Annotated in this window: 24 protein-coding genes, 2 tRNA genes and 2 pseudogenes; 10 read left to right on the top strand and 18 right to left on the bottom strand. The window is 71.9% G+C overall.

The annotated features are described in order from the left end of the window. Positions 1-59: 59 nt before the first annotated feature. The 3 genes from FHU33_RS04945 to FHU33_RS04935 form a co-directional block, all read right to left on the bottom strand. Positions 60-1,445, bottom strand: coding sequence for an FGGY family carbohydrate kinase (locus FHU33_RS04945; protein WP_142024348.1), 1,386 nt, complete (start codon positions 1,443-1,445; stop codon positions 60-62). 8 nt (positions 1,446-1,453) lie between these two features. Further along, positions 1,454-1,927, bottom strand: coding sequence for an XdhC family protein (locus FHU33_RS04940; RefSeq protein ID WP_142024347.1), 474 nt, complete (start codon positions 1,925-1,927; stop codon positions 1,454-1,456). 309 nt (positions 1,928-2,236) lie between these two features. Continuing rightward, positions 2,237-3,274, bottom strand: coding sequence for an aldo/keto reductase (locus FHU33_RS04935; RefSeq protein ID WP_142024346.1), 1,038 nt, complete (start codon positions 3,272-3,274; stop codon positions 2,237-2,239). Between the two features lie 241 nt (positions 3,275-3,515). Here FHU33_RS04935 and FHU33_RS04930 point away from each other — a divergent pair, with 241 nt between their 5' ends. Both FHU33_RS04930 and FHU33_RS04925 read left to right on the top strand, forming a co-directional pair. Beyond that, positions 3,516-4,910, top strand: a complete 1,395-nt coding sequence (locus tag FHU33_RS04930) for a cystathionine beta-synthase (protein WP_142024345.1) — start codon at positions 3,516-3,518, stop codon at positions 4,908-4,910. Then, positions 4,907-6,043 carry a cystathionine gamma-synthase gene (locus FHU33_RS04925; RefSeq protein ID WP_142024344.1) on the top strand — a complete coding sequence of 379 codons (1,137 nt, stop codon included), beginning with the start codon at positions 4,907-4,909 and terminating at the stop codon, positions 6,041-6,043. The genes FHU33_RS04930 and FHU33_RS04925 overlap by 4 nt, the downstream gene beginning before the upstream one ends. A gap of 43 nt (positions 6,044-6,086) precedes the next feature. Here FHU33_RS04925 and FHU33_RS04920 read toward each other — a convergent pair. The 6 genes and pseudogenes from FHU33_RS04920 to FHU33_RS04895 form a co-directional block, all read right to left on the bottom strand. Further along, positions 6,087-6,647 (bottom strand): annotated as a pseudogene (locus tag FHU33_RS04920) (IS30 family transposase); the annotation flags it as partial. 77 nt (positions 6,648-6,724) lie between these two features. After that, entirely contained in the window at positions 6,725-7,585 is an 861-nt protein-coding gene (gene istB / locus FHU33_RS04915; RefSeq protein ID WP_281281617.1) for an IS21-like element helper ATPase IstB, read from the bottom strand. Positions 7,586-7,590: 5 nt separating this feature from the next. Next, a complete protein-coding gene (istA, locus tag FHU33_RS04910) occupies positions 7,591-8,871 on the bottom strand; it encodes an IS21 family transposase (RefSeq protein WP_142024343.1) in 1,281 nt (426 codons plus the stop codon). Positions 8,872-8,891: 20 nt separating this feature from the next. Then, the gene (locus FHU33_RS04905) at positions 8,892-9,641 is read right to left on the bottom strand and encodes a helix-turn-helix domain-containing protein (RefSeq protein WP_142024342.1); all 750 of its coding nucleotides are present in this window, start codon (positions 9,639-9,641) and stop codon (positions 8,892-8,894) included. Positions 9,642-9,717: 76 nt separating this feature from the next. After that, entirely contained in the window at positions 9,718-10,494 is a 777-nt protein-coding gene (gene map / locus FHU33_RS04900; RefSeq protein ID WP_142024341.1) for a type I methionyl aminopeptidase, read from the bottom strand. Further along, positions 10,491-10,805 (bottom strand): antibiotic biosynthesis monooxygenase family protein, encoded by a 315-nt coding sequence (locus FHU33_RS04895; RefSeq protein WP_142024340.1) that lies wholly within the window; start codon positions 10,803-10,805, stop codon positions 10,491-10,493. The genes map and FHU33_RS04895 overlap by 4 nt, the downstream gene beginning before the upstream one ends. Before the next feature lie 85 nt (positions 10,806-10,890). On the opposite strand from FHU33_RS04895, the gene FHU33_RS04890 reads away from it, so the two are divergent. Continuing rightward, entirely contained in the window at positions 10,891-11,388 is a 498-nt protein-coding gene (locus tag FHU33_RS04890; RefSeq protein ID WP_246063276.1) for a VOC family protein, read from the top strand. A 29-nt stretch (positions 11,389-11,417) separates the two neighbouring features. Here the strand turns inward: FHU33_RS04890 and FHU33_RS04885 are convergent, their stop codons facing one another. From FHU33_RS04885 to FHU33_RS04875, 4 genes are all read right to left on the bottom strand, one after another. Further along, positions 11,418-11,702 carry a GNAT family N-acetyltransferase gene (locus FHU33_RS04885; protein WP_142024339.1) on the bottom strand — a complete coding sequence of 95 codons (285 nt, stop codon included), beginning with the start codon at positions 11,700-11,702 and terminating at the stop codon, positions 11,418-11,420. Between the two features lie 32 nt (positions 11,703-11,734). After that, positions 11,735-11,929, bottom strand: a complete 195-nt coding sequence (locus tag FHU33_RS24825) for a ferredoxin (protein WP_170182324.1) — start codon at positions 11,927-11,929, stop codon at positions 11,735-11,737. Beyond that, entirely contained in the window at positions 11,926-13,212 is a 1,287-nt protein-coding gene (locus FHU33_RS04880) for a cytochrome P450 (protein WP_170182323.1), read from the bottom strand. Before FHU33_RS04880 ends, FHU33_RS24825 begins: the two co-directional genes overlap by 4 nt. Before the next feature lie 129 nt (positions 13,213-13,341). After that, positions 13,342-13,415: transfer RNA gene (locus FHU33_RS04875), tRNA-Met, on the bottom strand. A 140-nt stretch (positions 13,416-13,555) separates the two neighbouring features. Here FHU33_RS04875 and FHU33_RS04870 point away from each other — a divergent pair. The 3 genes and pseudogenes from FHU33_RS04870 (at position 13,556) to FHU33_RS04860 (ending at position 15,096) form a co-directional block, all read left to right on the top strand. After that, positions 13,556-14,014, top strand: coding sequence for a hypothetical protein (locus tag FHU33_RS04870; RefSeq protein ID WP_142024338.1), 459 nt, complete (start codon positions 13,556-13,558; stop codon positions 14,012-14,014). Between the two features lie 243 nt (positions 14,015-14,257). Further along, positions 14,258-14,566 (top strand): annotated as a pseudogene (locus tag FHU33_RS04865) (integrase core domain-containing protein); the annotation flags it as partial. 41 nt (positions 14,567-14,607) lie between these two features. Further along, complete coding sequence (locus tag FHU33_RS04860; protein WP_142024336.1) at positions 14,608-15,096, top strand: DUF4148 domain-containing protein; 489 nt, start codon at positions 14,608-14,610, stop codon at positions 15,094-15,096. 22 nt (positions 15,097-15,118) lie between these two features. On the opposite strand, the gene FHU33_RS04855 is transcribed toward FHU33_RS04860, so the two are convergent. Next, on the bottom strand, positions 15,119-15,520 hold the full coding sequence (locus FHU33_RS04855; protein WP_142024335.1) for a hypothetical protein: 402 nt from the start codon (positions 15,518-15,520) through the stop codon (positions 15,119-15,121). Positions 15,521-16,057: 537 nt separating this feature from the next. Here FHU33_RS04855 and FHU33_RS04850 point away from each other — a divergent pair. From FHU33_RS04850 to FHU33_RS04840, 3 genes are all read left to right on the top strand, one after another. Further along, positions 16,058-16,612, top strand: a complete 555-nt coding sequence (locus tag FHU33_RS04850; protein WP_142024334.1) for a hypothetical protein — start codon at positions 16,058-16,060, stop codon at positions 16,610-16,612. A gap of 71 nt (positions 16,613-16,683) precedes the next feature. After that, positions 16,684-18,789: a sensor histidine kinase gene (locus tag FHU33_RS04845; protein WP_142024333.1), complete on the top strand. Its 2,106-nt coding sequence runs from the start codon at positions 16,684-16,686 to the stop codon at positions 18,787-18,789. Next, positions 18,782-19,450 carry a response regulator transcription factor gene (locus FHU33_RS04840; RefSeq protein ID WP_142024332.1) on the top strand — a complete coding sequence of 223 codons (669 nt, stop codon included), beginning with the start codon at positions 18,782-18,784 and terminating at the stop codon, positions 19,448-19,450. The genes FHU33_RS04845 and FHU33_RS04840 overlap by 8 nt, the downstream gene beginning before the upstream one ends. Before the next feature lie 95 nt (positions 19,451-19,545). Here FHU33_RS04840 and FHU33_RS04835 read toward each other — a convergent pair. The 3 genes from FHU33_RS04835 to FHU33_RS04825 all read right to left on the bottom strand — a co-directional run bounded on the left by FHU33_RS04835 (position 19,546) and on the right by FHU33_RS04825 (position 23,866). Continuing rightward, positions 19,546-19,622: transfer RNA gene (locus FHU33_RS04835), tRNA-Met, on the bottom strand. Positions 19,623-19,703: 81 nt separating this feature from the next. Then, a complete protein-coding gene (locus FHU33_RS04830) occupies positions 19,704-22,679 on the bottom strand; it encodes a UPF0182 family membrane protein (RefSeq protein ID WP_246063883.1) in 2,976 nt (991 codons plus the stop codon). A 164-nt stretch (positions 22,680-22,843) separates the two neighbouring features. Next, positions 22,844-23,866 (bottom strand): YlbL family protein, encoded by a 1,023-nt coding sequence (locus tag FHU33_RS04825; RefSeq protein WP_142024330.1) that lies wholly within the window; start codon positions 23,864-23,866, stop codon positions 22,844-22,846. A 119-nt stretch (positions 23,867-23,985) separates the two neighbouring features. Between FHU33_RS04825 and FHU33_RS04820 the strand changes: the two genes are divergently transcribed. Continuing rightward, positions 23,986-25,407 (top strand): zinc-dependent metalloprotease, encoded by a 1,422-nt coding sequence (locus FHU33_RS04820; RefSeq protein ID WP_142024329.1) that lies wholly within the window; start codon positions 23,986-23,988, stop codon positions 25,405-25,407. Here FHU33_RS04820 and FHU33_RS04815 read toward each other — a convergent pair. Beyond that, positions 25,404-26,036: a M48 metallopeptidase family protein gene (locus FHU33_RS04815; RefSeq protein WP_142024328.1), complete on the bottom strand. Its 633-nt coding sequence runs from the start codon at positions 26,034-26,036 to the stop codon at positions 25,404-25,406. The two genes, FHU33_RS04820 and FHU33_RS04815, sit on opposite strands and share 4 nt — an antisense overlap. Positions 26,037-26,298 lie beyond the last annotated feature (262 nt).

Raw genomic sequence — 26,298 nt, 5'->3', positions numbered from 1 at the left:
GGCCTTTGTCGGTGGACTGCCGGATGGCCTGCGTGCGCCGACGTTCCATGCCTGCCGGCTCAGGCGCCGGTCCAGCGGGCGGCGGCGTCCGCGAGACCACGTGCCGGCCTCGGCTCCACGAGCGGCCCGGCGTCCCGCTCCGGGTGGACGTCCATCCCCACCCCTCGCCCGGCCAGCAGCGCCGCACCGACCGCCGAGGCGCTGCGCAGCCCGAGCGGGCGCACGGGCCGCTCGAGCACGTCGGCCAGCAGCTGGACGACGACGCCGGAGCGCGCGCCCCCACCGGTGAGCAGGACCGGTTCGCGGTCGGCCGCGTCCAGGAGCTCGAACGCCGTCCGGACCGCGAAGACCACGCCCTCGACCGCGGCACGGGCCAGGTCGGCGCGCGTGGTCCCGGCCGAGAGCCCGATCCACCCGCCGCGATCGTCGGGCCCGGCGACGGTCCCGCGCTCACCGGTCAGGAACGGCCGGAACACCACTCCCCCGGCACCGGCCGGCACCGACGCGGCCGCGTCGACGAACTCCGCCCAGGACAGCCCGAGGACTCCACAGGCCCACTCCCAGGCGGAGCCGCCGTTCTGCAGCGCGGCCATCGCATACCACCCACCGGTGGTGTCGGCATAGGTGTGCACGACCGGGTCCACCGAGGGCGCCGGCCGTCGGCCGGGCCGCAGCAGCTGGGCGCCGGAACCCAGGTTGATCTGCGCCCCGGTGTTCGCACCCGATGCCAGCAGGGCCAGCGGGGTGTCCGCACCTCCGACGACGACCGGCACCTCGCCGACCGGGAGGCGCGCGCTGCCGACGACCTCCTCCGACGGCCGGACCACGGGCAGCAGTGCCGGGTCGGCATCCGCCGCGGCGACCGCGGCCGCGGACCAGTCGTCGGCGACCACGTCCCACAGCAGGGTCGCCGAGGCGTCGCTGCGGTCGGTGACCGCCGGATCCGTACCGGGCAGCAGCGTTGCCCGCAGGGCGTCCTTCGGCAGCAGCACCGCCGATGCCCGCCGGAGCGCCTCCGGCTCGTGCCGGGCCAGCCAGGCGAGCAGCGGGCCGGTCATCCCGGCGGCCAGCGGGTTGCCCAGGGCCGCGCGATCGCCGGCGGCGAGATCCCGCCACCGTGCGAGGTGGGGCTCGCCACGCTGGTCGGGCCACAGCAGCGCGGGGCGCAGGGCGGCGCCGCTGCCGTCGACGAGGACGGCGCCGTGCATCTGGCCCGCGATCCCCAGTGCCCGTACGCGCGTTCCAGCCAGCCGCGGGACCACGGCCGCCACGGCGGCGTCGAGAGCTGCGTGCCACGTCCGGACGTCGCTCTCCGCCCGCCCCGGCGCCGGGCGGTCGTAGCCGTAGGCGCGCTCGGCCTCCGCCACCACGCCACCGGCCGAATCGAGCGCCACCAGCTTGAGGCCCGAGGTCCCGAGGTCGGCGCCGAGCAGGACGTCGGCCACGGCCGCCGTCAGCCGCCGTGGGCGAAGCCGCCGGCACGGCCGTTGCGGTCGGCGAGCAGCCCGGCCAGGGTGGACAGGGCGATCTCGGCCGGTTGTCGCGAGCCGATGTCCAGGCCGATCGGCCGGTGGACACGGGCGATCTCCGCCGGCGGCACACCCAGCGCGGTGAGGGCGGCGACGTGCGGGCCCTCGTGGCGGGGATTGCCCATGACGCCGACCCACCGGGCGGGCCGGCTCAGGGCGTCCCGCAGCAGGTTCCCGAGCTCGTCGCGGTGGTGGTCGGTGACGACGACGTCGGCGTCCCCACCGGCCAGTTCGTCCTCGATCTCCGCGAAGCCGCGCGCGATGCGGTCCGCCCGCACGTCGACTGCGCCGTCCCCCGGCTCCACCAGCACGGTCCGGAAGCCCAGCTCCCCGCCCCACCGCAGCAGCACCTCCGACACCGGCGAGGCGAAGACGGCGACGAGCAGGCGGTCGGTCACTGGTGCACCCTCCTCTTGTCGGGCGTCGGCCACGTGCCCAAGGGTGCTCTCCTCCTCGGTGACCTCGCGAGCTCGGTCACGCGCCCTCCTCGCTGGCGCTCGTCGGCCACGTGCCCACGGGTGCTCTGCTCTTCGGTGACCTCGCGAGCTCGGTCACTGGTGCCCTCCTCGCTGGCGCTCGTCGGCCACGTGCCCACGGGTGCTCTGCTCTTCGGTGACCTCGCGAGCTCGGTCACGCGCCCTCCTCGCTGGCGCTCGTCGGCCACGTGCCCACGGGTGCTCTGCTCTTCGGTGACCTCGCGAGCTCGGTCACGCCACCTTCTCCGGGCTGTCGCCGTAGGCGTAGGCGCTGCTCGCGTACCGGCCGCCGACCGCCACCCCGGGCGGGGCGATGGCGTCGAGCCGGGCCAGGTCGTCGGAGGTCAGCTCGACGGCCACGGCGGCCACGTTCTCCTCCAGGTAGCGGCGCCGTTTCGTGCCGGGGATCGGGACGACGTCCTCGCCCCGGGCGAGCACCCACGCCAGCGCGAGCTGACCGGGCGTCGCCCCCTTCTCGGCGGCGAGGTCGCGCACGGCGTCGACCAATCGCAGGTTGGCGGAGAAGGCCTCGCCCTGGAATCGGGGGTTGTTGCGCCGGAAGTCGTCCTCGTCGAAGTCGTCGGGGCTGGTGATGGCGCCGGTGAGGAAGCCGCGGCCCAGCGGGCTGTACGGGACGATGCCGATCCCGTGCTCGCGGGCGACCTCCAGCACGGTGTCTCTGCGCGCCCCGCCGTCCCCTGCCACTTCCAGGTCCCGGGTCCACAGCGACCACTCGCTCTGCAGCGCGGCGATCGGGTGGACCGCGACGGCCCGCCGGATCGACGCCGCGCTGGCCTCCGACAGACCGAGGTAGCGCACCTTGCCCTGCTCCACGAGCTCTGCCATCGCGCCGACGGTGTCCTCGATGGGGACCTCCGGGTCGACGCGGTGCTGGTAGTAGAGGTCGATGACGTCGACGCCCAGCCGGCGCAGGCTGGCCTCCGCGCAGCGCCGGACGTTCTCCGGCCGCCCGTCGATCGTCCGGGCGCCGTTCTGGTCCTGCCCGAGGGAGAACTTCGTGGCCAGCTGCACCGCGTCCCGGCGGTCGGCGATCGCCTCGCCCACCAGCTCCTCGTTGTGCCCGAACCCGTAGACATCCGAGGTGTCGAGGAAGGTGACGCCGAGCTGCAGCGCCCGGTGGACGGTGGCTATCGACTCCTGCCGGTCGGCGGCGCCGTACATCTGGCTCATGCCCATGCAACCGAGACCGAGCGAGGAGACGGTCAGGCCGTCCTGTCCGAGCGTGCGGGTGCCCACGGGAGAAGTCATGCCCGCATCCTCGCCCGACGGCTCAGCCGCCCGCCAGGGCGTCGATGCGAGCCCCCTCCTCGGCCGTCGGCGAGAACCCGGTGATTGCGACGTCCGCCGCGATTCCCTCGGGAACGTCGGTCCGGCTCATCCCGCGCCCCTGCCCACCGGCTGGGCCCGGAACGCAGGCGGACACCCGGCCGTCCATCTGATGGGATGGCCGTACGGACGCCGACGGTCGGTGCCGTTGCGAGGAGGCCCCGTGCAGTACGCCGAGTCCGTCGTGGACCTGGTCGGCAACACCCCACTCGTGCGGCTCACCTCGGTGACCCGCGATCTGGGTCCCGACGCGCCGCTCGTGCTGGCCAAGGTCGAGTACCTCAACCCGGGCGGGTCGGTGAAGGACCGGATCGCCGTCCGGATGGTCGACGCGGCCGAGGCCAGCGGCGCGCTGAAGCCCGGCGGCACCATCGTCGAGCCCACGAGCGGCAACACCGGCATCGGCCTGGCGCTGGTCGCGCAGCAGCGCGGCTACAAGTGCATCTTCATCTGCCCCGACAAGGTGGGGCAGGAGAAGATCAACGTGCTCAAGGCCTACGGCGCCGAGGTCGTCGTCTGCCCCACGGCCGTGGACCCCGCCGACCCGCGCTCCTACTACTCCGTCTCCGACCGCCTCGCCCGGGAGACGCCCGGCGGCTGGAAGCCCGACCAGTACTCCAATCCGGCCAACCCGCAGTCGCACTACGAGACGACGGGGCCGGAGGTATGGGCGCAGACCGAAGGCCGGATCACCACGTTCGTCACCGGTATGGGCACCGGCGGCACGATCAGCGGCATCGGTCGATACCTCAAGGAGGCATCGGGCGGGAAGGTGCGCGTCGTCGGCGCCGACCCCGAGGGGTCGGTGTACTCGGGCGGCACCGGTCGCCCGTACCTGGTCGAGGGCGTCGGCGAGGATTTCTGGCCGTCGACCTACGACCGCGAGATCGCCGACGAGATCATCCCGGTCTCCGACGGCGACTCCTTCGCCATGACGCGCCGGCTCGCCCGCGAGGAGGGCCTGCTGGTCGGGGGGTCCTGCGGGATGGCGGTGGTCGCCGCCCTGCAGGCGGCGACGAAGCTGACCAAGGACGACGTGATGGTGGTGCTGCTGCCCGACGGCGGCCGCGGCTACCTGAACAAGATCTTCAGCGACGCCTGGATGTCGGACTACGGCTTCCTCGAGTCGGCGTCCGGCGAGACGGTCGGCGAGCTGCTGCACACCAAGTCCGGCGAGACGCCGACCCTCGTGCACACGCACCCGAACGAGACCGTCCGGGACGCCATCGACATCCTCCGCGAGTACGGCGTCAGCCAGCTGCCGGTGGTGCGTGCCGAACCACCGGTGACCGCCGGCGAGGTCGTCGGCTCGGTGGACGAGAAGACGCTGCTCGACTCGCTGTTCGCCGGCCGGGCGAGCCTGTCCGACCGGGTGGAGAAGCACATGAGCCCGCCACTGCCGATCATCGGCTCCGGCGAGGCGGTCACCGAGGCGGTGACCGCCCTCGGCTCGGCGGATGCGCTCCTCGTGCACGTCGACGGCAAGCCCGCCGGCGTGGTCACCCGGCAGGACGTCCTCGGGCACCTCGCGGGCCTGCCGCATACGGTGACTCGATGAGCGGCTTCAACACCAGGGCCATCCACGCCGGCCAGGAGCCCGACCCGGCCACCGGCGCGGTCATCGTCCCGGTGCACCTCACGACCACCTACAAGCAGGACGGCGTCGGCGGCCTGCGGGGCGGCTACGAGTACAGCCGCAGCGCCAACCCCACCCGGACGGCGCTGCAGGAGGCCATCGCCGCGCTCGAGCAGGGCACGAGCGGCATGGCATTCGCCTCCGGTCTGGCCGCCGAGGACACCGTGCTCCGCACGGTCTGCGAGCCCGGCTCGCACATCGTGCTGGGCGGCGACGCCTACGGCGGCACGTTCCGGCTGATCTCCCGCGTCGCCTCCCGGTGGGGGGTCGAGCACACGCCGGCCGACCTCAACGACCTCGACGCCCTGCGCTCGGTCATGCGGCCGACGACCCGGGTCATCTGGTGCGAGACGCCGACCAACCCGCTGCTCAACATCGCCGACATCGCGCGGTTGGCGGAGTTCGCGCACGAGCACGGCGCGCTGCTCGTCGTCGACAACACCTTCGCCTCGCCCTACCTGCAGCAGCCGCTGACCCTGGGCGCCGACGTCGTCGTGCACTCCACGACGAAGTACCTCGGGGGCCACTCCGACGTCGTCGGCGGCGCCCTGGTGACCTCGGACGCCGAGCTCGGCGAGCAGCTGGCGTACCACCAGAACGCGATGGGCGCCGTCGCCGGGCCCTTCGATGCCTGGCTGGTGCTGCGCGGGATCAAGACCCTCGGCGTCCGCATGGACCGGCACCAGGCCAACGCGGCTCGGATCGCCGAGTTCCTGCTCGGGCACCCGGACGTCGCCTCGGTGCTCTACCCGGGGCTCCCCGACCACCCGGGCCACGACATCGCGGCGAAGCAGATGTCCGGCTTCGGCGGGATGCTGTCCTTCCGCCTGCGCGGCGGTGAGGAGCAGGCGCTGAAGGTATGCGAGCGGGCGCAGCTGTTCACGCTGGCCGAGTCGCTGGGCGGCGTCGAGTCGCTGATCGAGCACCCCGGCCGGATGACCCACGCCAGCGCCGCGGGCTCGCCGCTGGAGGTGCCGGCCGACCTCGTACGCCTCTCGGTGGGCATCGAGGACGTCGACGACCTGCTCGCGGACCTGGACCAGGCGCTGCGCTGACCCCAGGCATAGGAACCTTTACCTACGTTCTCGGCTGGCGGATTCAACTGGTCGTCGCAACACCAGCTTGTTGATCTTCGGAGAGTAGCTGGGCGAAGGCTTCGGCGGGGGTCTTGAAGCCGAGGGTCTTGCGGGGTCGGCCGTTGAGTCGGGTCTCGATGGCCTCGAGGTCGGCGATGGTGTGCACCGAGAGGTCGGTGCCCTTGGGCAGGTACTGGCGGAGCAGGCCGTTGGTGTTCTCGTTGGTGCCGCGCTGCCAGGGGCTGTGCGGATCGCAGAAGTAGATCGGCAGGTCGGCCGCGATGGTGATCTCGGTGTGCCTGGCCAACTCGATGCCCTGGTCCCAGGTCAGCGAGCGGCGCAGATGTACCGGCAGCGTGGCGATTTTGGTGGTGATGGCGTCGCGGACGGCTTCGGCACCGTGATCGGCCGGCAGGTGCAGGAGCATGGTGAACCGGGTGGTGCGCTCGACCAGGGTGCCGACCGCCGAGCCGCTGTCCTTGCCGACCATCAGGTCGCCTTCGAAGTGGCCGGGTACGGCGCGGTCGTCGGCCTCGGCGGGCCGCTCGGAGATCATGACTTTGTCCTTGATCCGTTCCCGGCGGCCATCGACACTGTCAACGGCGCCCGAAAATTGACCCCCTGGCGTCGTGTGAATCTTGACCCCCTGGGGTTGGTTGGTCAGTCCGTCGGCCCGGTAGCCGGCGGGGTGGTGCGGGTGGCCGCGGCCGGGTCGCGGGCGAGGAGCTCGCGGCGGGCGCGGGTGCGGTAGGAGTCCCCGGCGAGGGTGATGACCTCGGCGTGGTGGACGAGGCGGTCGATCATCGCGGCGGCGGCGATGTCGTCGCCGAAGACCTCGCCCCAGCGGCCGAAGGGCATGTTCGAAGTGATCATCATCGAGCCCTGTTCGTAGCGGGTGGAGACCAGTTGGAAGAACAGGTTGGCCGCGGCGGAGTCGAACGGGATGTAGCCGACCTCGTCGATGATCAGCAGCCGGTAGCGGCGCAGTCGCTTGAGTTCGGCGGCCAGCCGGCCCTCGGTGTGGGCGTCACGCAGTCGGGTGATCCAGCCGATAGCGGTGTCGAAGAGCACCGCATGTCCGGCCTGGACTGCCTTGAGGCCCAGGCCCAGGGCGAGGTGGGTCTTGCCGACTCCGGGCGGGCCGAGCAGTACGACGTTGTCCGCTCGGCCGATGTAGGCGCAGCCGGCCAGGTGCGCGAGCACGTCGCGGCGCAGAGAGGGCTGGTGGTCGACGTTGAACTCCTCGAGCGTCTTGACCTGCGGGAAGTGAGCTCCGGCCAGACGGATCTGCGTGCCGTTGGCTTCTCGGTCGGCGACCTGGCGGGCCAGCACGGCGGCCAGGTACTCCTCGTGCGACCAGTGCTCCTCGCGGGCCTGGGTCGCCAGCTCGGCCCAAATCCGGCCGATGATCGGGGTCTTGAGCACTCGCGCCAGGTAGGCGATGTGGGAGACCAACTCACTGCTGCTGCGGCCGGCAACGTGGCCGGCGTCGGCGGGCAGATCCGCGCCGCGAGTGATCACCGGGCTCACCGCGCGCCCTCCGGCATCGAAGCCTGGACTGCGCCGGCGGGGTCGAAGTCCGAGCCGAACAGCGCGTCGTAGTCGGGCAGGGCGCGCAGCATCACCGGATGCCCGTCCTCGTGGTGACGGGCCCGCGACCGACGTGCCGCCTCGGCCGCTTGCAGCCGGTATTCGGCGCGCAGCTCGGCGGCGATGCGCACGTGCTCGGGATCGGTGATCACCGCCCGCTTGGCCCAGCACCGCTGATGCACGGCGACGTCGAGGCCGTCGTGCACGACCGCCACCTGGGTGGGGGAGGCCTCCACGTCGACGATCCGGCCGATCATTCGCGGGTCGACCGAATAGTCGTTGCCGTCGAGTCGGATGTAGTAGTCCCGGCCCAGCCGCACCCGGTGGCTCAGCCCGACCGCCGGGGCGACCCGCGGCAGCGGCGTCATCGCCGCCCGGTCGGCCTCCAGGGCCGAGACCGGGCGGGCGCCGGTGGCCCGCACCAGCCGGCGGTTGGCCGTCGGGAGCCAGTCGGTGAGCTGGTCGTTGAAGTCGTGCGGGCAGGAGAACTGTCGGCCGGGTAGGAACGAGGTCTCCAAGAACCCGTTGTTCCGTTCCACCATCCCCTTCGACTCGGGGTCGCGCGGGGGCAGCAGCCGGATCTGGGTGGCCAGCGAGCCAGCAAATGCCGCCGCCGGTGCGCTCACTCGGCCGGTGCCGCCGATCGCGGATTCCCGGTCCCAGACCAGCGTCTTGCTCACCGCTCCGACCGCGCTGATCAGCTGCCACATCCCGGCCAGTAGGTCCCCAGCCTGCCGGGAGGGCAGCATCACCGCGGAGATGAACCGTGAGTACGTCGCGGTCATCACCAACACCGGCAGCACCGCCGCCTGCCCGTGCCCGACCGGGATCTTCACCTCCGGGAACCACAGGTCGCACTGGGTCGCCTGCCCGGGCTCGTGGATCAGCCGATCGGCCGGATCGATGCCGGCGTACTCGGGACGGATCGCCCGGATGCGGTCCTTGAGGATCGTGATCGAGTGGGTCCAGCCGATCCGCTCGGCAATCACCGTCGCCGGCATCCGCGGGAACTCCTTGAGCATCGCCCGGATCTGCGGCTCCACCGCGTCCACCAGCGACCCCTTCGGCCGCCGCTCGTACTTCGGCGGGCGGTCAGCAGCCAACGCCGATCGCACGGTGTTACGGGCGACTCCCAGCCGCCGTGAGATCTCCTTGATCGGCACCTTCTCCGCCCGATGCAGTCGACGGATCTCGGCCCAGTCCTCCACAGTGATCACCCTTCAGGTGTCGGCGGGGGTCAACTTTCATCCGACGCCTGGGGGTCACTTTTCACTCGTCGTCGACAGACACGACGGCGGGGCTTACGCAGCGCCCGCCCGGTGCGCAGGTGCTTGGTCAGCTCCCGGTTCAGCCCACCGCGGCCCTGGACGAACAGGGCCTGGTAGATCGCCTCATGTGAGATGCGCATCCGTTCATCGTCGAGGAAATCCACGACCAGACGGCCGGTGATCTGCTCGGGGCTCCAGCCCTCCTTCAACTGCCGCTGCACGTAGGCCTGCAGCTCGGGGAACTCGGCGATCTTGCTCGGCTTCGGGCGGCGGCCCCGCGCCTCGGCCTTGGCTTGCGCCGGCGCGGCCCGATAGCGCAGCCGTGGGCGCCGTCCCGGGCCCTGAGTCCCCGGCGCCGGCCCGGGGCGGTGCCGCTGGCCGACGGGCAGCGGCGGACGCCGCGGATAGCCCTCGAGTCGATTGCGGCGCAGCTCGCGGGAGACCGTCGAGGGATGCCGGCCGATCTCGCGGGCGATGTCGGCCTGCGGCCAGCCCTCGGCCCAGCACAGGTCGATCGTCTCCCGCTCGGCCACGGTCAGGAATCGGTCGCTGGGCTCGGTCAATGCCATCGGCGCCATGCCGCCACCGTCGCGGAACCACCGCTGCCCAGTGTCGGCCGACACGCCGACCGCTTCCGCCGCCTGCTCCGTCGCCGATCCCGCAGCGATCAGCCGCCAGAACCTGCGCTCGATCTCCTTCGGCATCCGCGGACGCCCCATCGACACCACCCCACTTCACCGCGGGGTGTTGCATCGACTCCTTGAACCCAAGGCTCGAAAACGCAGGTAAAGGTTCCTATACCTCACCGCGGGCGGTGAGGATGCGGGGGCCGTCGTCGGTGACGGCGACGGTGTGCTCGACGTGCGCGGCGCGACTCCCGTCGGCGCTGCGCAGGGTCCAGCCGTCGGCGTCCACGCGATAGTCGTCGCTGCCGCCGGCCAGGAACCACGGCTCGATGGCGATCACCAGCCCGGCACGCAGTGGCAACCCGCGGCCGGCCCGCCCCTCGTTGGGCACGTGCGGCGCCTCGTGCATCGTGCGGCCGACCCCGTGCCCGCCCTGGTCGGTGTTGATGCCGCACCCGCCGGCGCGGCCGACTGCCCCGATCGCGGCGGAGATGTCACCGACCCGGTTGCCGACGACGGCTGCCGCGATGCCGGCCTCCAAGGCCCGCTCGGCCGTGGCGACCAGGGCCAGGTCCTCCGGCCGCGGCGTCCCGACCGGAAAGGTGATCGCGGCGTCCCCGACCCAGCCGTCGAGGACCGCACCCGCGTCGACGCTCAGCAGGTCGCCGTCCTCCAGCACATCGGGCGTCGGGATGCCGTGCAGGGCGACGTCGTTGACCGACAGGCACACGACGCCCGGAAAGGGCGGGGTGGTGGCCAGTGGCGCGTAGCCGAGGAACGGTGACGTCGCGCCCGCGTCGGCCAGGACGTCGCGGGCCACCGAGTCGAGCCGGGTGAGGCGGACGCCGGGCGCGGCAGCCGCCCGGACGGCGGCCAGCATGTCGGCCACCACCGCACCGGCGGCGCGCATGGCATCCAGCTCGCCGAGGGTGCGCAGCTCGATCACGCGCCCTCCTCAGGCTCGGCCGTGAGCACGGTGGCGTAGTGCTCCACGATGGGGAACGGGGCGCAGAAGGAGTGCAGCAGCGCCCGCCAGTCCTGGTAGACCGGCGAGCCGCGGAAGCCCTCGGTGTGGTCCTCGAGCCGCTCCCACTCCACGAGCAGCAGATATCCGGTGTCGCGCTCCAGACACCGGGAGAGGCTCAGCCGCCGGAAGCCGGGGACGCCGGCGATGAGGTACCGCGCCCGGGCGAACGCCGTCTCGAAGGCTTCCTGCTCCCCCGGTCGGACGGTCAGCGGCGCGTGTTCCAGGATCACCCGGCGGAGGCTACGCACCGCGTGCGGGAACGAGATCACACGTCCGCGGGTTGTCCGGGCAGCCGCACCGAGGAGGATCACCAGCGTGAGCACCCGAGACCTGGACGCGCTCGAGCAGGAGCGCGCGCGCATCCGCGAGGCGCACCTCAAGCCCTCCGGCGAACGTCCGGCATCGACCGCGCGCGGGCTGCACCACACGGCGCTGATCAGCAGCGACGTCGAGCGGACCGTCCGCTTCTACCAGGACGTCCTCGGGTTCCCGCTGACCGAGCTGATCGAGAACCGCGACTACCCGGGCTCCTCGCACTTCTTCTTCGACATCGGCAACGGCAACCTGCTGGCCTTCTTCGACTTCCCGGGCCTCGACGTCGGCCCCTACGCCGAGGTGCTCGGCGGCCTGCACCACATGGCCATCAGCGTCGACCCCGAGCGCTGGGCGACGCTGGTCGAGCGGCTCGCCGGGGCCGGCGTCGAGCACGAGGTGCACAGCGGCGTCTCGGTCTACTTCCGCGACCCCGACGGCGCGCGCATCGAGCTCATCGCCGACCCGCTCGGGGAGATGTACGGCCACCACGTCCTCTGAGAGTGGGAGCCGGCCGCCGTCCCGTCGGCTCAGCGCGACCGGACGAGGTCGCCGTACTCCTCGTGCTTGCCGATCCAGCCGCGCACGAACGAGCACTGCGGGACGACGGAGCCGCCCTTCGCCCTGACGTCGTCGAGGGCGGCCTTCACCAGCGTGCTGCCCAGGCCTTTCCGTCCGGAGTCCTGGTCGACCTCGGTGTGGGTGAAGACGACGGTGTCCCCGCGCCGCTCGTAGTCGGCGTGGCCGAGCAGCTGGTCGCCGTCGCGGATCTCGTACCGGTTCGCCTCGGGGGCGTCCTTCACAGTGGGCTCCATGACGGTCCCCTACCCCGGCCGGGCCGGTCCGATCACTCCACCAGCGACAGCGCGCGGGTCGGGCACGCCTGCACGGCGTCCTCGACCTCGTCCACCTCGTCGCCGGCCGGCTCGGGCCGGTGCACGACGAGGGCGCCCTCGTCGTCGACCTCGAAGACGTCGGGCGCCAGCACTTCGCAGGTACCCGATCCGACGCAACGCTCCCGGTCCACCGCTATGCGGGTCACCGCACGTCCGTCAGCCGCGCCGGCAGCCGCTTGAGGCCGTTGACGAACGACGACCGCAGCCGGGCCGGCTCCCCCGCCACCTCGAGGTCGGGCAGCTGCTCGAACAGCTGGCGGAAGGTCACCGCGATCTCCCGCCGGGCGAGGTGGGCGCCGAGGCAGAAGTGCGGGCCGTGGCCCCCGAAGCCCACGTGCGGGTTCGGGTCGCGGGTCAGGTCGAACACGTGCGGGTCGGCGAAGAGTTCCGGGTCGCGGTTGGCCGCCGCGTAGAAGAGCAGGAACTTGTCGCCCTCGGCAAACCGGTGGCCGTTCACCTCGCCGTCGCGCGTCGCCGTGCGGCGCATCCAGCTGATCGGGCTGGTCCAGCGCACGAGCTCCTCGACCGCCGTCTTGTCGATCGACGGGTCGGCCGCCCAGCGCGCGCGCTGCTCGGGGTGCTCGGACAGCGCGAGGATGCCCTGGGAGATCGCGTTGCGGGTGGTCTCGTTGCCCGCCACCAGCAGCAGGATGAAGAAGGACCCGATTTCCTGGTGTGTCAGGCGTTCGCCGTCGACCTCGGTGGTCACCAGCGCCGTCGTCAGGTCGTCGGTGGGCCGCTCGAGACGCTCGGCCGCGAGCCGCTCCATGACCCCCGCGAGCGCGATGCCGGCTTCGAACAGCGCGGTGAGCTGCTCGTCCTGGTCCTCGATCAGCTCCGGATCGCCGCCGGAGAGGATGACGGTGGACGCCGACAGCACCAGGGCCCGGTCGTCGGCGGGCACTCCCATCATGTCGCAGATGACCCGCAGCGGGATGGGCGCGGCGACGTCGGCGACGACGTCGAGGCGCCCGTCGTTCGCCTCGGCGGTGCGGCGCGCCTCGCTCAGCACGTCCTCGACGATGCCGCGCACCGAGTCGACGACCCGCTCCAGCATCCGCGGCGTGAAGGTCTTGGACACGATGCGCCGGATCCGGGCGTGCCGGGGGTCGTCCATGCTGATCATCGAGCCGTAGAACTCGTTCAGGTCGGCCGGGATGTTCTGGATGGACACCGCCCCCTTGCCGGAGCAGAAGACCTGCGGCTGGGAGCTGATCGCGTCCAGGTCGGCATGCCGGGTGACGGCGTAGTAGCCGGGCCCGACCGGCAGCCCGGGGATCTCCGGCTCGGCGAAGAAGGCGAACGGCCGCTCGGCGCGCAGCCGGTCGAACACCGCGTGCCGCACCTCCGGGGGCTCCACCCAGAAGTCCCGGTCGGAGAGGTCGACAGCTTCCAGGTCGGGGAGTCCGGATCCGGCGTCCACGGCCATCGGGGACCTCCCCGGTAGTAACGGTCAACGGTGACCGTGACGCTAGAGAGTGGGTGGGGTGATGCACAACACACGGCATGCCGGGCCACGAAAAAGGCCCGGCCACCGCGGTGACCGAGCCTTTCGTCGTAGCGGGGACAGGATTCGAACCTGTGACCTCTGGGTTATGAGCCCAGCGAGCTACCGAGCTGCTCCACCCCGCGTCGGTGATTCCACAGTACACCTCGCCCGCAGCGCCCTCGCGGGGACCCCGGAACGCCTCCGGTACCACTCCGTCACAGGGGTCCCAGGCACGCGCGCGCCTTCCCGTTTCGTGCGTGCTTGTCCGCTTACAGTCCGCTACGTGGTGGGGGACGAGACGGCGAGCATGTTCGCCGGGCAGCCACAGCCGGTGGAGATCCACCACCGCGGCATCTGGTACTCCGGCGAGCTGATCGGCTGGCGGCACGAGGACAGCGGCCGGGTCGCCGCGCGCGTGCGCTGCCGCGTCGACGGCTTGCGGCACTCGGCCTGGATGGACCTGGCCGACCTTCGACTGCCCGACCCCCAGCGCCCCCCGCACAAGGAGCCGTTTCCCGCGGTCGTGCGGCGTCCCGTTCCCGTGGGCACCGGCGAGGAGGACGACGCAACGCGACCGCACGCCCTGCTCGCGGCGATGCGCAACCGCCCGAGCAAGCCGGCGCACGCCGTGCAGCCCCCCGCACTCCAGGGCCCGGCCGAGCCGCCGCTGCATCGCGACCCGGCCGGCGTGCGCCGGAATCAGTACCTGCGCAAGCACGAGGCCTACCTGAGCGTCGTCTGACCGGTCTGCCCCTCGACTCGAAGACACGGAAGCCAGGGAGGGACGCGCCTTCCGTCGTCGTCGCGGGGGACCGACCGGCCCAACGATCTCTCTGTCGGGCGCGGCGTCCTTCCGCAGGTCACGACGTGGTGCACAGGTATCCGCCCACGGGTCGTCCACCTCCCGACCTGGCTTGCCCCTCGTCGGGGAGGCGCTGTTCGGACCCGAGTGACCGGGCCGCTGATCGACTGGTTCGCCTCAGCCTCGATCCGCTACACCGACCGGCTCGCCGAGGCCGGCCTGCAGGCCTCGATCGGCAGTGTCGGCGACTCCTACGACAACGCCCTGGCAGAGTCGGTGATCGGCCTGTTCAAGACCGAGCTCGTCTTCTGGGAGGGCCCCTGGAAGGGCGCCGACGACCTCGAGCTGGCCACCCTGGGCTGGGTCGACTGGTTCAACCACACCCGCCTGCACTCCGCGCTGGGCTACCGACCACCGGCGGAGGTCGAAGCCGAGCACTACCGTCAGATCGACTCCACCGAGCACCCGCTCGTGGGAGAATCCGCCCTGTAGCGAACCCGGGGCGGTTCAGTCCCGACTGAAAGGGCCGGAAAATGAAGAACAGGATTACCGCGCTGCTGGTCGCCCTGGGCGTGGCCTTGGGCTTGACCGTGGCCGGCCCGGCCGGCACTGCGCAGGCGGTGCAGAACAGCGGCCTCGTCGGCGTGCACGTCCGCGCCGATCTCAGTCAGTCCAACATGCTGTTCTCGTTCCAGGACCAGACCGGTGACCCGCTCCACCAGACGTACGTCTGCGAGGGCTGCTACTACGGCGAGGCCGGTGACGTCCTCATCTCCTCCGAGCCGCAGCAGATGTGGACGAACCCGGGCTGGTGCAGCGGGTACCGCTACGTCATCTACGACACCCGGTTCGACCCGGAGGCCGTGAGCACGAGCGCCTGGTGGTACGTGCGGGGCGGCTACAACGGCGTCTCGACGCACGTCAACCCGAGGCCGAACTGGGTCAGCGACGTTCCCTCGTACAACATCTACGAGATCCAGGCGTACCTGGTGCCGGTGGGCGTGGCCGGCTGCACCTACTGACCGGGCGCCGTCGCGGAGCGGGTCAGTTGGCCCACTCCGCGACGGTGAACTCGCCGACGGGGCCGAGTTCCTCGGCCATGGTCATGGCTTCCTTCCAGGCCTCAGTCCCGTGGGCGGCGTCGCCGGGCACGAGGATTCGGCCCATCTCGTTCAGCTTGGGCACGAAGGCCGCGGCCGCCGTGTCGGCGAGGTCCGCGGCGACGAGCGGGTCGGTGGCGTGGCCGATGACGCGGAGGCTGCCGTCCGGGTCGACGGACAGCGACACCCGCTCGGGGACGACGGGGTCCGATGGCAGCCCGCCGTGTTCGTCGATGACGGCCTTGGCCACGTACCCGTGGTGGAACATCGCGTCGGCGTAGACGCGGAGCGTGGGGATGTCCACGTCCAGGCGTACGGGGCTGATCACCGCCTCCGCGGTCAGCATCGGCTCAGCTCAGCCAACCGCCGGTGCCGCCGGACGCCTTCCCGACGCTCTCCGTCCGGGAGCGGGAGTGCCGGCGCCACTCGCCTCGGGCGCAAGAACGCCGAGATCGCCACCGAGCTGTTCCGCTGTCCCGAGACCGTGCGCAACCTGGTGTCGCGCATCCTCGCCGAACTGCAGGTCGCCGACTCCGCAGGTAGCGAGTTGCTGCCTACGCAGCTGCACACCCCCGTGCTGGTCCGTTCACGACGTGACTCGCCCGCTCGTCCGACGACGCAGGCATCGTGACGGATGATTCCGACCGCCTCCCCGAGACGATCTCCACCCATGTCTCCCTGGCCGGACGTTCCTCCCCGGCAGACCGTCGAGTCCGGGTCCGTTTCCTCCCGGAACAGGCCTGCCGATCGCGGCAAGGGTCCTCGGCGGGGATCGCCCACCGTGCGATCGGGACGGTTCTCGGGACGCCGGACACCAGACGGCGGGACGCGGCCGGAGCCACGGTGGGCGAGCCCGAGTACCGCTCCCTGTCAGGAGGCCCGCATGTCCAGCTCGTCGCTCATCGCCCCGCCCCGCACGACGTCGTCTCCCCGCACGCCGGCCCGGGCGGGTGCCGCCGCGTTCGTGATCGGCGGCTCACTGTTCGCCGTCGAGGGGATCGCCACGACCCTCTCCTCCCCGGGGGGCTACCCGCTCGCCGTCGTCCTCGGCCCCGCCGTCGTCCTGATGCTCGTGGGCTACCTCGGCTACGCCGCGGTGCAGCACGAGCGCACCGGCCGACTCGGCGTGCTCGCCCTTCCCCTGGTGGTCGGTGGGCTGCTCGTGGATGCCGCGGGCAAGGTCGCCCTGCTGGATGAGCCCCTCACCGTGATCGGGGTGCTCACGTTCATGGCCGGCTCGGTGCTGTACGGCGTCGCCACCTGGCGAGCGGGAGTCTTCCCTCGCTGGTGCGCACTCGGCTTCATCCTGCCCCTGCCCCTGCCCCTGGTGGTGGAGGGACCCGGAACGATCCTGGCCGGGCTGCTCTACGTTGCGCTCGGCGTCGCGCTGTGGGCGCGCAGCCGCACCATCGAGCAAGCTCCCGCGCCACTAGCCTGACCCGCGTCGCGGCGCCCTCGACCCGCTCACGCCGGCGGGCCGTGGGCCCCGCACGACCGCGAGGAGCGCGCATGCGCACACGTCCTGCACCCGACCCCGTGGAGACGCGCCATGACACGGCGGCCGGGGGGCCGCCGGCCGGACCACGCGCCCGGGCAGCCTGGGGACTGCCGCTGCTCACCGCCGCGCTGGCCACGCTGGCGGTGGGGGCCGCCGTCTCCGCCGGCGGTCCGCCGGCGGACGACCCGAATCCCGCGCCGCTCCCGTTCCTCCTGGTCGTGCTCGCCGCCGCGCTGGTGTTCGCGGGCGTCGGAGCGCTCGTGGCCGAACGACGACCGCGCAATCCGGTCGGCTGGAGCCTGGCCGTCGTGGGGCCGGGTCTGGCGTCGGTGTTCGCGGCGAAGGCGTGGGCGGACCTCGCCCTCGTGCAACCCGGCCGGTGGCCGGACCCCACCGCGGTCGCCTGGGTCACGAACAGCCTGGCTCCGCTCGCGCTGCTGGCGCCGACCGTGCTGCTGTTGTTCTTCCCGGACGGCGCGCTGCCTTCGCCCAGGTGGCGGCCGGTGCTGTGGACGTCGGTCGCCGCGGCGATCGCCGGCGCACTGGCGCTGGGCATGCGACCCGACGAGATCGACGCGTCCGATTTCCCGGGCCTGAGCAACCCCGTCGAGGTCGACGGACCCGTCGGCGTACTGGCCGGGGACGTCGTTCCGGCGACCACCGTGCTCGGCACCGCTACGCTGCTGGCCGCCCTCGGATCCCAGGTGGTTCGCTACCGGCGCGCCGTCGTCCGGCAGCGGCAGCAGATCAAGTGGATCGCCTACCCGGCGGCCCTCAACGTCGTCTGCTGGACCGCCACGGAGTTCGCACCCGCACCCCTCGACGCGCTGCTGTGGGTGGCCGGCCTCGCGGCCCTGGCCGGGCTTCCGGTGGGCGCGGCCGTGGCCATCCTGCGGCACCGGCTCTACGACATCGACCTGCTCATCAGCCGGACCCTCGTGTACGGCGTTCTGTCTGCGGTCGTCGTCGCGGTGTACGTCGTGGTGGTCGCCTGGCTCGGGGCGCTGTTGCAGATCGAGGACAGCCTGGCGGTGTCCCTGGTGGCCACCGGTCTGGCCGCTGTGATGTTCGCCCCACTGCGGGAGCGGGTGCAGCGCTGGGTCAACCGGCTGGTGTTCGGCCGCCGGGACGATCCCTACGAGGTGCTGTCCCGCCTGGGCCGGCACCTGGAAGCGGCTCTCGCACCGGCAGCCGCCCTCCGCGCCATCGTCGAAACCGTGCGCTCGGCATTGGATCTGCACTACACCGGCCTGGAGGTGCGGACGCCGGACGGCGAAGACCTACCTGCCGCAGAGAGCGGCGTGCCCGGCCAGGACGACCCTCTCCGGGTCCTGCTGGTGCACCAGCAGGAGGCTGTCGGCACCCTCGTGCTCACGCCACGCAGCCGGCTGCGGGACGCCGACGCACCGCTGATCGAGGACCTGGCTCGGCAGGCCGCGGCGGCTGTGCACGCTGCCCGCCTCACCGACGAGCTGCAGCAGGCCCGCGAGCGGCTGGTCGCCGGGCGGGAGGAGGAGCGCCGCCGGCTACGCAGGGACTTGCACGACGGGCTCGGACCGCAGCTGGCCGCGCAGACGCTCAAGGTCGGCTCGGCGCGGGCGCTCTACCCGGTACGTCCACAAGCGGCCGACGCGATCCTGGCCGAGCTGGAGGTCGACGTCGAGCGCGCCCTTGACGATCTGCGGCGGCTGATCGAGGACCTGCGCCCCCCGGCACTCGACGAGCTGGGCCTGGTCGGAGCGGTGCGCGAGGCGGCGCTGCGCTACCGAGTCAGCGACGTGCAGGTCGCGGTCGAAGCCGACGAGCTGCCACCACTGCCGGCGGCCGTGGAGGTGGCCGCATACCGGATCGTCGACGAGGCGGTCACCAACGTCGTCCGGCACGCCCGGGCCCGCCGCTGCACGGTCCGGCTCACCTGCGCCGCTGGAGACCTGGTGGTGGAGGTGGTGGACGACGGGGTGGGTCCCCGGCGGACCTGGTCGGCGGGGGTGGGCCTGAACTCGATGCGGGAGCGCGCGGCCGAACTGGGCGGCCGCTGCACCCTGGGCACGGCCGACGGCGGCGGCACGCGGGTCGGCGCCCTCCTTCCCATCCGGGACCTGGTGCCGCATGGCTGATCCCCCCTACGGCGACACGCCCCTCCGCGTGGTCACCGCCGATGACCACCCGACCTTCCGCGCCGGGCTCCGCGCGGTGCTGGCGGCCGCGCCGGATCTCGTGCTGGCCGGAGAGGCGGACACGGGCGCGAAGGCGGTGGCGCTGGCCCAGGAGCTGTGCCCGGACGTCGTGGTCATGGATGTGCAGATGCCGGATCTCGACGGCATCGAGGCCACCCGACGGCTGGTGGGGACCGCACCGTCCGTGCGGGTGCTCGTGGTGACCATGTTCGAGGACGACGCGACGGTGTTCCGTGCGGTGCGAGCAGGCGCCCGCGGCTACGTGCTGAAGGGCGCGAGCTTCAGCGAACTGCTACGGGCCATCCGCGCGGTCGGCCACGGCGAGGCACTGTTCGGCCCAGGAGTCGCCGAGCGGCTGATCGACTGGTTCACCTCGGCCCCGCCGCCGGTGCCGCCCGACGCCTTCCCGGATCTCTCCGCGCGCGAGCGGGAGGTGCTGCAGCAGCTGGCGCTGGGACGCAGAAACGCCGAGATCGCCGCCGAGCTGTTCCTCAGCCCCAAGACCGTGCGCAATCTGGTCTCGAGCATCCTCACCAAACTGCAGGTCGCCGACCGAGCCCAAGCGGCGCTCCGCGCCCGGGACGCCGGCCTCGGCGGCTGATTCGGAGGACGTGACAGACCACTCCGTAGAAACGCGTGCATACCCGTACACGAACGACAGTGGCCCTCACAGGCACTGTGAGGGCCACTGTCGGTTGGTAGCGGGGGCAGGATTCGAACCTGCGACCTCTGGGTTATGAGCCCAGCGAGCTACCGAGCTGCTCCACCCCGCGTCGGTAGGCACCACCCTACCAGCCGCGGTCGAGGGGGCGGACACGACCTCCGCGCCGCCCCCTCGACCCACGACGGGTCCGTCATCCGCCGGGTGTGGCCCCGGCCGCCTGCTGGGCGGCCTGGTAGGCGTCGACGGCCGTCTGCAGGTCCTCCAGCGCCTGCCCCTGTCCGGCGAAGTCACCGGCCTGCTGGGCGGTGGCGAGCGCCTCCAGGGCGGCGTTGATGTCTTGGACGGCCGCTTCCATGCCCGGGGTCGCCGGCGTTCCACCGGTGTCCGGTGGAGTCGTCGGATCCGCGGGATCCGTCGGCGCGGGCGTCGGCGTCTCGTCGCCGTCATCGTCCGGCGTCGGCGGGGCGCCGTCGCTGTCCGTCGCGATCTCCCCGATTCCTGCGCCGAAGACCTGGTCCAGCGCCTCGGCGAGCGTACTCGCGTAGCCGATGCGGCCACCGAAGTTGACCATCACCCGCTGCAACAGGGGGAAGCTCCCCTCCCCCGTGCTCTCCACGTAGAGCGGCTCCACATACAGCAGGCCGGCGTCACCGATCGGGAGCGTCAGCAGGTTGCCGAACACCGAGTTGGAGTCGTCGCTATCGAACAGGGTGAGGTCGCGGCGGATGTCGTCGTTCGCTTCGAACGAGTTCTGCACCTGTGTCGGTCCCAGGAACGGCGTGTTTCCGGGTAGCTGCAGCACCTGGATGTCGCCGTAGGTGTCCGGCGCGCTCGACGCCGACACGAACGCCGACAGGTTCGGCCGCTGGAAGGCGTTGAGCGCGCTGGTCAGCTGGAAGGTGGCCTCGTCATCCCCCGGCCGCTGGGCGAGGATGTAGTATGGCGGCTGGTCCGCCTCGACGTCCTGGGTCGGGTCGGTCGGGACCTGCCACCGGTCGCTGCCCTCGTAGAAGGCGATCGGGTCGTCCACGTGGTAGCGGGTCAGGATGTCCCGCTGCACCTTGAACAGGTCCTCCGGGTAGCGGAAGTGGCTCTCCAGCTCCTGGGACACCTCGCTCTTGGGCTGGACGACCCCCGGGAACGCCTTCATGAAGGTCCGGAGGACCGGGTCCTCCGTGTCGTACTCGTACAACGTGACCGTGCCGTCGTAGGCGTCGACGGTGGCCTTCACCGAGTTGCGGATGTAGTTGAACGTCTCGTTCGGCAACGCGGTGGTGCCCGTGCCGGTCAAGGAGTCCGCGGCGGCCTCGCCCAGCTGCATCTGCTCGGCGTAGGGGTAGGAATCCGACGTGGTGTAGCCGTCGAGAATCCAGGTCACCCGCCCGTCGATCACCGCGGGATACGGGTCGCCGTCCACCTCGAGGAACGGCGCCGCCTTCTCCACCCGCTCCCGCGGGTCGCGGACGTAGAGCACCTTCGACTCCTCGTTCACCGCGCTGGAGAGCAGGAAGTTGCGCTCCCGGAAGTTGATCGCGAAGGTCAGCTGGCGGAAGAAGCTGCCGACCGACACCCCGCCCTCGCCGTCGTAGGTGTTGTTGATCTGACGGTCGTCGGAGCCGCCCTCGGGCAGGTCGGACTCACGGGGAGCGGTGCCCTCGGGCGCACCGACCACGGAGTAGTCCTCGATCAGCTCGCCGTAGTAGATCCGACTCTGCTCGGGCACGATGTCCCCGCGGACGGGCAGGTCGCCGGTGGTGAAGTTCGGCTCGCCGCCGTCGGAGCCGCCCACGACCTCGTTGGCCGGTGCGGCGACGAAACCGTGCCCGTGCGTGTACACGGTGTGCCGGTTGATCCAGGTGCTCTGGTTTTCCGACAGCCCCGCGCTGTCGAGCTCGCGCACCGCCACGACGTAGTCACGCAGTTCACCGTCGACGGCGTAGCGGTCGACGTCCAGCTTCTCGGGGAAGCCGTACCAGTTTCGGATCTGCTGGCGCGCGGTGAACGTCTCGGAGAGCACGTTGGGGTCCAGCAGACGGGCGTTCGGGATGGTCTCGGTGTCGTTGCGCAGTTCGGCGAGCGCGACCTGCGGGTCCACCTCCTCACCCGCTTCGCCGGTGGTCTCTTGAGCGTAGTTCACGTACTCGACGTCGTCGCCGTCGACGAGGTTGTAGGCCTGCCGGGTCATCTCGATGGCCCGCTCGATGTAGGGCGCTTCCTTCTCGTTGGCGCTGGGCCGGACCACGAATTGCTGGACGATCGCCGGGTAGGCCACGCCAATGACCACGCTGGAAAGCAGCAGCAGCACCAGCGCGGCGGCCGGGAGCAGGAAGTTACGGACGAAGATGTTGGCGAAGAACGCGATGGCGCAGATGGCGGCGACGAACACCAGGATCGTCTTGGGCACGAGCAGCGCGTTGACGTCGGTGTAGCTGGCGCCGGTGAACACGTCACCGCGGTCGGAGTAGACCAGCCCGTAGCGGTCCAGCCAGTACGCCACCGCCTTGAGGGCCACGAACAGGCCCAGGAGCACCGACAGCTGCACGCGGGCGGCGGCGGTGAGCTTCTGCCCCGGCGTCTGCAGGCGCAGCCCGCCGAACACGTAGTGGGTGAGCACCGAGCCGATCAGCGTCAGCAGCACGATCGCGAAGCCGAAGCCCAGCAGCAGCCGGTAGAAGGGGTACTCGAAGACGAAGAACGAGATGTCGATGCCGAACTGCGGGTCGGTACTCCCGAAGTCGGTGCTGTTCCGGAAGGTCAGCCACGTCTGCCAGCTGCTCTGCGCGGTGAAACCGGCGAACAGGCCCAGCACCACGGCGACGGCGGTGAGCACCAGGCCGCGGCGGGGCTCCAGCGACTGGCGGTAGCGCTCGAGGTTCTGCTGCTCCAGCGACATCGGCCGGAAGGTCGGCCGGAACCGGTAGGCGAGATGGATCGACGCGGCGACCGCACCACCGGTGGCCACGCCGGCGACGGCGAACAGCAAGGCTCGGGTCTGGAGCTCGGTCCAGAAGATCTGGGTGTAGTTCGTCTCGTCGAACCAGAGGTAATCGACGTAGACGTTGGTCAGCGTGCCGATGACCGTGAACAGCACCAGCAGAACGGCGACGGCGCCGAGGACCAGCTTCGCGCGGCGCGACAGGGTCGGCACCGGCACGGGGGGCCGCATGGCCACGAGCGCTCTCCTTCAGTTTCAGACAGTTGCGGGCGTGCGATGGGTCGGGATCCGACCCGCGGCCGATCGAAGGGCTTCGATCGGGCCCCGGAGAGAACCTCCGGTCATCCCAGCACAACGCTCGAGGGGCGACGGGGTTCCCCGGCAGGTCGAGGGGTTCAGCAGGTTTCCGGTGTGCGGCCGGCCTCGAAGTCGGCCAGTGCCTCCAGCGCGTCGTCGAGGGTGGCGACCCGGGCCAGCGGGAACCCCGGGTCGGGCGCCGCCGCGGCCTCGGCGCAGTTGCCCTCCGGGACGAGGAAGAGTTCCGCGCCGATGTCCGTGGCGGCCACCATCTTGAGCGGGATCCCGCCGATCGCGCCGACGTTGCCGTCGATGTCGATCGTGCCGGTTCCCGCGATCACCGCTCCCCCGGTCAGGTCGTCGTCCCCGACGAGGTCGAGGATGCCCAGGGTCAGCATCAGGCCGGCCGAGGGGCCACCGACGTCCTCCACCTGGATGTCCACGTCGAAGGGCGCGGCCGGCTGCTCGAGGATCGTGATGCCGAGCAGCGAACCCGTGCCCTCTTCCGCGGACCGGGTGGTGACCGTCGCCGTTCCGGGCTCCCCCAGGCGCGTGTACGACACCGTCACCGTCGAGCCGCCGGGAATCGAGGTGAGGACCTCGTCGAGCGCCTCGGTGTCCGGGGTGGGTCTGCCGTCGATCGCCTCGATGGCGTCTCCCTCCTCGAGGACTCCTTCCGACGGCGAGTCCTCGGCGAACCCCTGGACGACGACCTTCACCGGGTAGCCCAGCCGGCCCAGTGCGACGGTCTGCGCCGCCTGCTCGGAGGTGAGAAACGCCTCGCGGTTCAGCCGGCGGGTCTCCGCCTCCGAGCGGTCCGGCGGGTAGACCGACTCCTCGGGGACGATGCTCACCTCGTCGTCGAACCAGCCGTGGACGGCCTGCACCAGGCTGAGACCGCCCCGGCTCACGCCGACGGTCGTCAGGGTCAGGTTGCCCTCGATCTCGTCACGGTCCCGGCCCTCGATGCTGATGATCGCCTCGCCGTCGATGTCGCCGAGGGTGTTGAACGTGGGCCCCGGCACCTGCGCGACGTAGGGCACCGGCAGCGTCGTCCCCAGGATCCCGAAGAGGACCAGGAGCACGACACCGGCGGTCAGGACGGCGATGCGGCGGGTCACGACGGGCGAGCCTATGTCGCGAACCTGGGGATCACCTGCGAGTGGCCCCGTCCAGAGGCTCGCCGCGAGCATGCGAGCGGTGAGGAGGACGGGGTCCTTCTGGCGTCTACCGTGGACGCATGAGTGACGTGCCGTTCGGCTTCGGACCGTCCGACCGCGACCCCGAGCGCCGGGAGCCCGGTCAGGGCGGTAACCCCGGTGACCCCTTCGGGCTGGGTGCCCTGTTCGGCGGCATCGCCGGCGGCGGCTCCCCGGAAGACCTGCTCGGCAAGATGCCGCTGTTCGCCGAGCTGCAGAAGCTGATGAACTGGTCCGGCGGCCCGGTCAACTGGGACCTCGCCCGCCAGGGCGCCATCAGCCAGCTGGCGGCCGGCCACCAGCCGTCGTCGGACGCCGAGCGAACCGCCGTCGCCGAGGCGTTGCGGTTGGCCGACCTCTGGCTCGACCAGGTGACCGAGCTGCCCTCGGGCATCGAGCGCACCGCCGCCTGGTCGCGCGTCGAGTGGGTCGAGCAGACGCTGCCGGCCTGGGGCGCGCTCATCGATCCGCTCGCGGAGAAGGTCGTCGCGGCGATGACCAGCGCGCTCCCGCAGGAAGCGGCCATGGCGTTCGGGCCGGTCGCCGGGATCATGGGCCGAATGGGTGGGCTGATGTTCGGCGCCCAGGTCGGCCAGGCACTCGGCAGGCTGGCCGACGAGGTCATCACCAGCACCGACGTCGGGCTGCCCCTGGCCCCGGCGGGCACCGGAGTGCTCGTCCCGCAGAACGTGTCCGCCTTCGCGGCCGGTCTCGACCGGCCCGCCGACGAGGTCCGGCTGTTCCTCGCCCTTCGCGAGGCCGCCTCCCAGCGTCTGTTCGCCCACGTCCCGTGGCTGCGTCAGCAGCTGCAGGATGCGGTGCACGCCTACGCCCGTGGCATCACCATCGACCGCGAGGCGATCGAGCAGAAGCTCGGCGAGGCGATGTCCGGGATGGAAGGGGGCATCGATCCGAGCAACCCGGAGAGCATCCAGCAGTTGCTGGGCAGCGGCGTCCTCGAGCCGGAGGAGACCCCGGAGCAGCAGATGGCGCTGCGTCGGCTGGAGACCCTGCTCGCGCTGGTCGAGGGGTGGGTCGACACCGTCGTCGCCGAGGCGGCCAAGGACCGGCTGCCCGGGCATTCGGCGCTCGCCGAGACGATGCGCCGCCGCCGCGCCTCCGGCGGTCCGGCGGAGCAGACGTTCGCCACCCTCGTCGGGCTCGAGCTGCGCCCGCGGCGGCTGCGCGACGCGGCGACGGTGTGGGGCGCGATGACCCAGCAGCACGGAGCCGACGTCCGCGACCGGCTCTGGTCGCACCCCGACCTGCTGCCCACGTCCGACGACCTCGACGAGCCGCTGGACTTCGTCGCGCGCCAGGGCCTGGACGACGAGCTGGCGGCGCTCACCGCGGACGACGCCGACGCTCGCGAGCAGCCCGGCACCGAGGCCGGCGGCGACTCCGGCGACGACGGGAGCGAAGGGCCCGGCGGCGAGGGGCGGCCCAGCCAGGACGGCGTCTAGTCGACGAGGTCGGCCGCGGGGTCCCCGTCCGCGTCGCCGGCCGAGGCGGCCAGCTCGATGCCCTCCAGGAAGCCACGGGCCCGCTCCGCTCGGGGGTAGCGGGCGACGTGCGCCCAGAAGCGCTCGTCGTGCCCCGGCTCGAGCAGGTGCACCAGCTCGTGGACGAGCACGTAGTCGACGACGTACTCCGGCATCGACCGCAACCGGCCCGACAGGCGGATGCTCCCATCGGCCGGGGTGCAGGAACCCCATCGGCGGTTCTGGTTGTCCACCCACCGCACGCTGGTGGGTTCGGCCAGCCCGTCGAGGTGGGCGGCCGACAACGCGCGGGCCCGGGCCATCAGCTCGTCGTCGCCGCCGAGCGAGCGGCGCCGCCGCTCCTCCCGGGTCTGCAGCTTCGCCACCATCTGCGCCACCCAGCGCCGCTCCTCCGCCGGGCTGAACGCGGCCGGGATCAGGACGACGGTGCGCCCCTTCTCCCGGTAGGCGGTCACCGTCCGACGGCGCCGCGCGCTGCGGCGCACCTCCACGACACCCATGCCGGGGGGACCGCCGGCGAGCTCCGGCAGACCGGCGTCCCGACCCGTGGTGCTGTCCTCGGCACCCCGGCGTGGACGGGCAGCCGGCATCGCGCGACCACCCCGGTCGGCGGAGGACGACGTGGCCCCCGCCTCGGGGCACGCGAGAGCGTCAGGAGTCCATCCGGGCACGGAGGCACCGTAAGGCACTCCGCCGACACCGCGCCTGTGCGAAGGCACCCACTCGGGTGCACGTCGCACGGACGGTGGACACGACCGCCGCTCCACCCGGTGACAAGGCTTGCGCTCGGTGGTCGCTCCACAGCCGCGGTGGCGGCGTTTGCCCAGGTGGGATAGGGATCCGCCGGTGACC

This window comes from Blastococcus colisei, assembly GCF_006717095.1.
In the GTDB taxonomy this organism is placed as follows: Bacteria; Actinomycetota; Actinomycetes; order Mycobacteriales; family Geodermatophilaceae; genus Blastococcus_B; species Blastococcus_B colisei.
The sequence above is the reverse complement of the archived record's forward strand: the minus strand, read 5'-3'. Positions and strand labels throughout refer to the sequence as shown.

Excerpts from the sequence above, each read along its gene's own strand:
- FHU33_RS04830 (WP_246063883.1), bottom strand. The coding sequence starts at position 22,679 with ATGCGGCCCCCCGTGCCGGTGCCGACCCTGTCGCGCCGCGCGAAGCTG.
- FHU33_RS04860 (WP_142024336.1), top strand. The coding sequence starts at position 14,608 with ATGAAGAACAGGATTACCGCGCTGCTGGTCGCCCTGGGCGTGGCCTTG.
- FHU33_RS04820 (WP_142024329.1), top strand. The coding sequence starts at position 23,986 with ATGAGTGACGTGCCGTTCGGCTTCGGACCGTCCGACCGCGACCCCGAG.
- FHU33_RS04880 (WP_170182323.1), bottom strand. The coding sequence starts at position 13,212 with ATGGCCGTGGACGCCGGATCCGGACTCCCCGACCTGGAAGCTGTCGAC.
- FHU33_RS04935 (WP_142024346.1), bottom strand. The coding sequence starts at position 3,274 with ATGACTTCTCCCGTGGGCACCCGCACGCTCGGACAGGACGGCCTGACC.
- FHU33_RS04885 (WP_142024339.1), bottom strand. The coding sequence starts at position 11,702 with ATGGAGCCCACTGTGAAGGACGCCCCCGAGGCGAACCGGTACGAGATC.
- FHU33_RS04925 (WP_142024344.1), top strand. The coding sequence starts at position 4,907 with ATGAGCGGCTTCAACACCAGGGCCATCCACGCCGGCCAGGAGCCCGAC.
- FHU33_RS04855 (WP_142024335.1), bottom strand. The coding sequence starts at position 15,520 with ATGCTGACCGCGGAGGCGGTGATCAGCCCCGTACGCCTGGACGTGGAC.
- FHU33_RS04850 (WP_142024334.1), top strand. The coding sequence starts at position 16,058 with ATGTCCAGCTCGTCGCTCATCGCCCCGCCCCGCACGACGTCGTCTCCC.
- FHU33_RS04815 (WP_142024328.1), bottom strand. The coding sequence starts at position 26,036 with ATGCCGGCTGCCCGTCCACGCCGGGGTGCCGAGGACAGCACCACGGGT.
- FHU33_RS04905 (WP_142024342.1), bottom strand. The coding sequence starts at position 9,641 with ATGGGGCGTCCGCGGATGCCGAAGGAGATCGAGCGCAGGTTCTGGCGG.
- FHU33_RS04840 (WP_142024332.1), top strand. The coding sequence starts at position 18,782 with ATGGCTGATCCCCCCTACGGCGACACGCCCCTCCGCGTGGTCACCGCC.
- FHU33_RS04845 (WP_142024333.1), top strand. The coding sequence starts at position 16,684 with ATGCGCACACGTCCTGCACCCGACCCCGTGGAGACGCGCCATGACACG.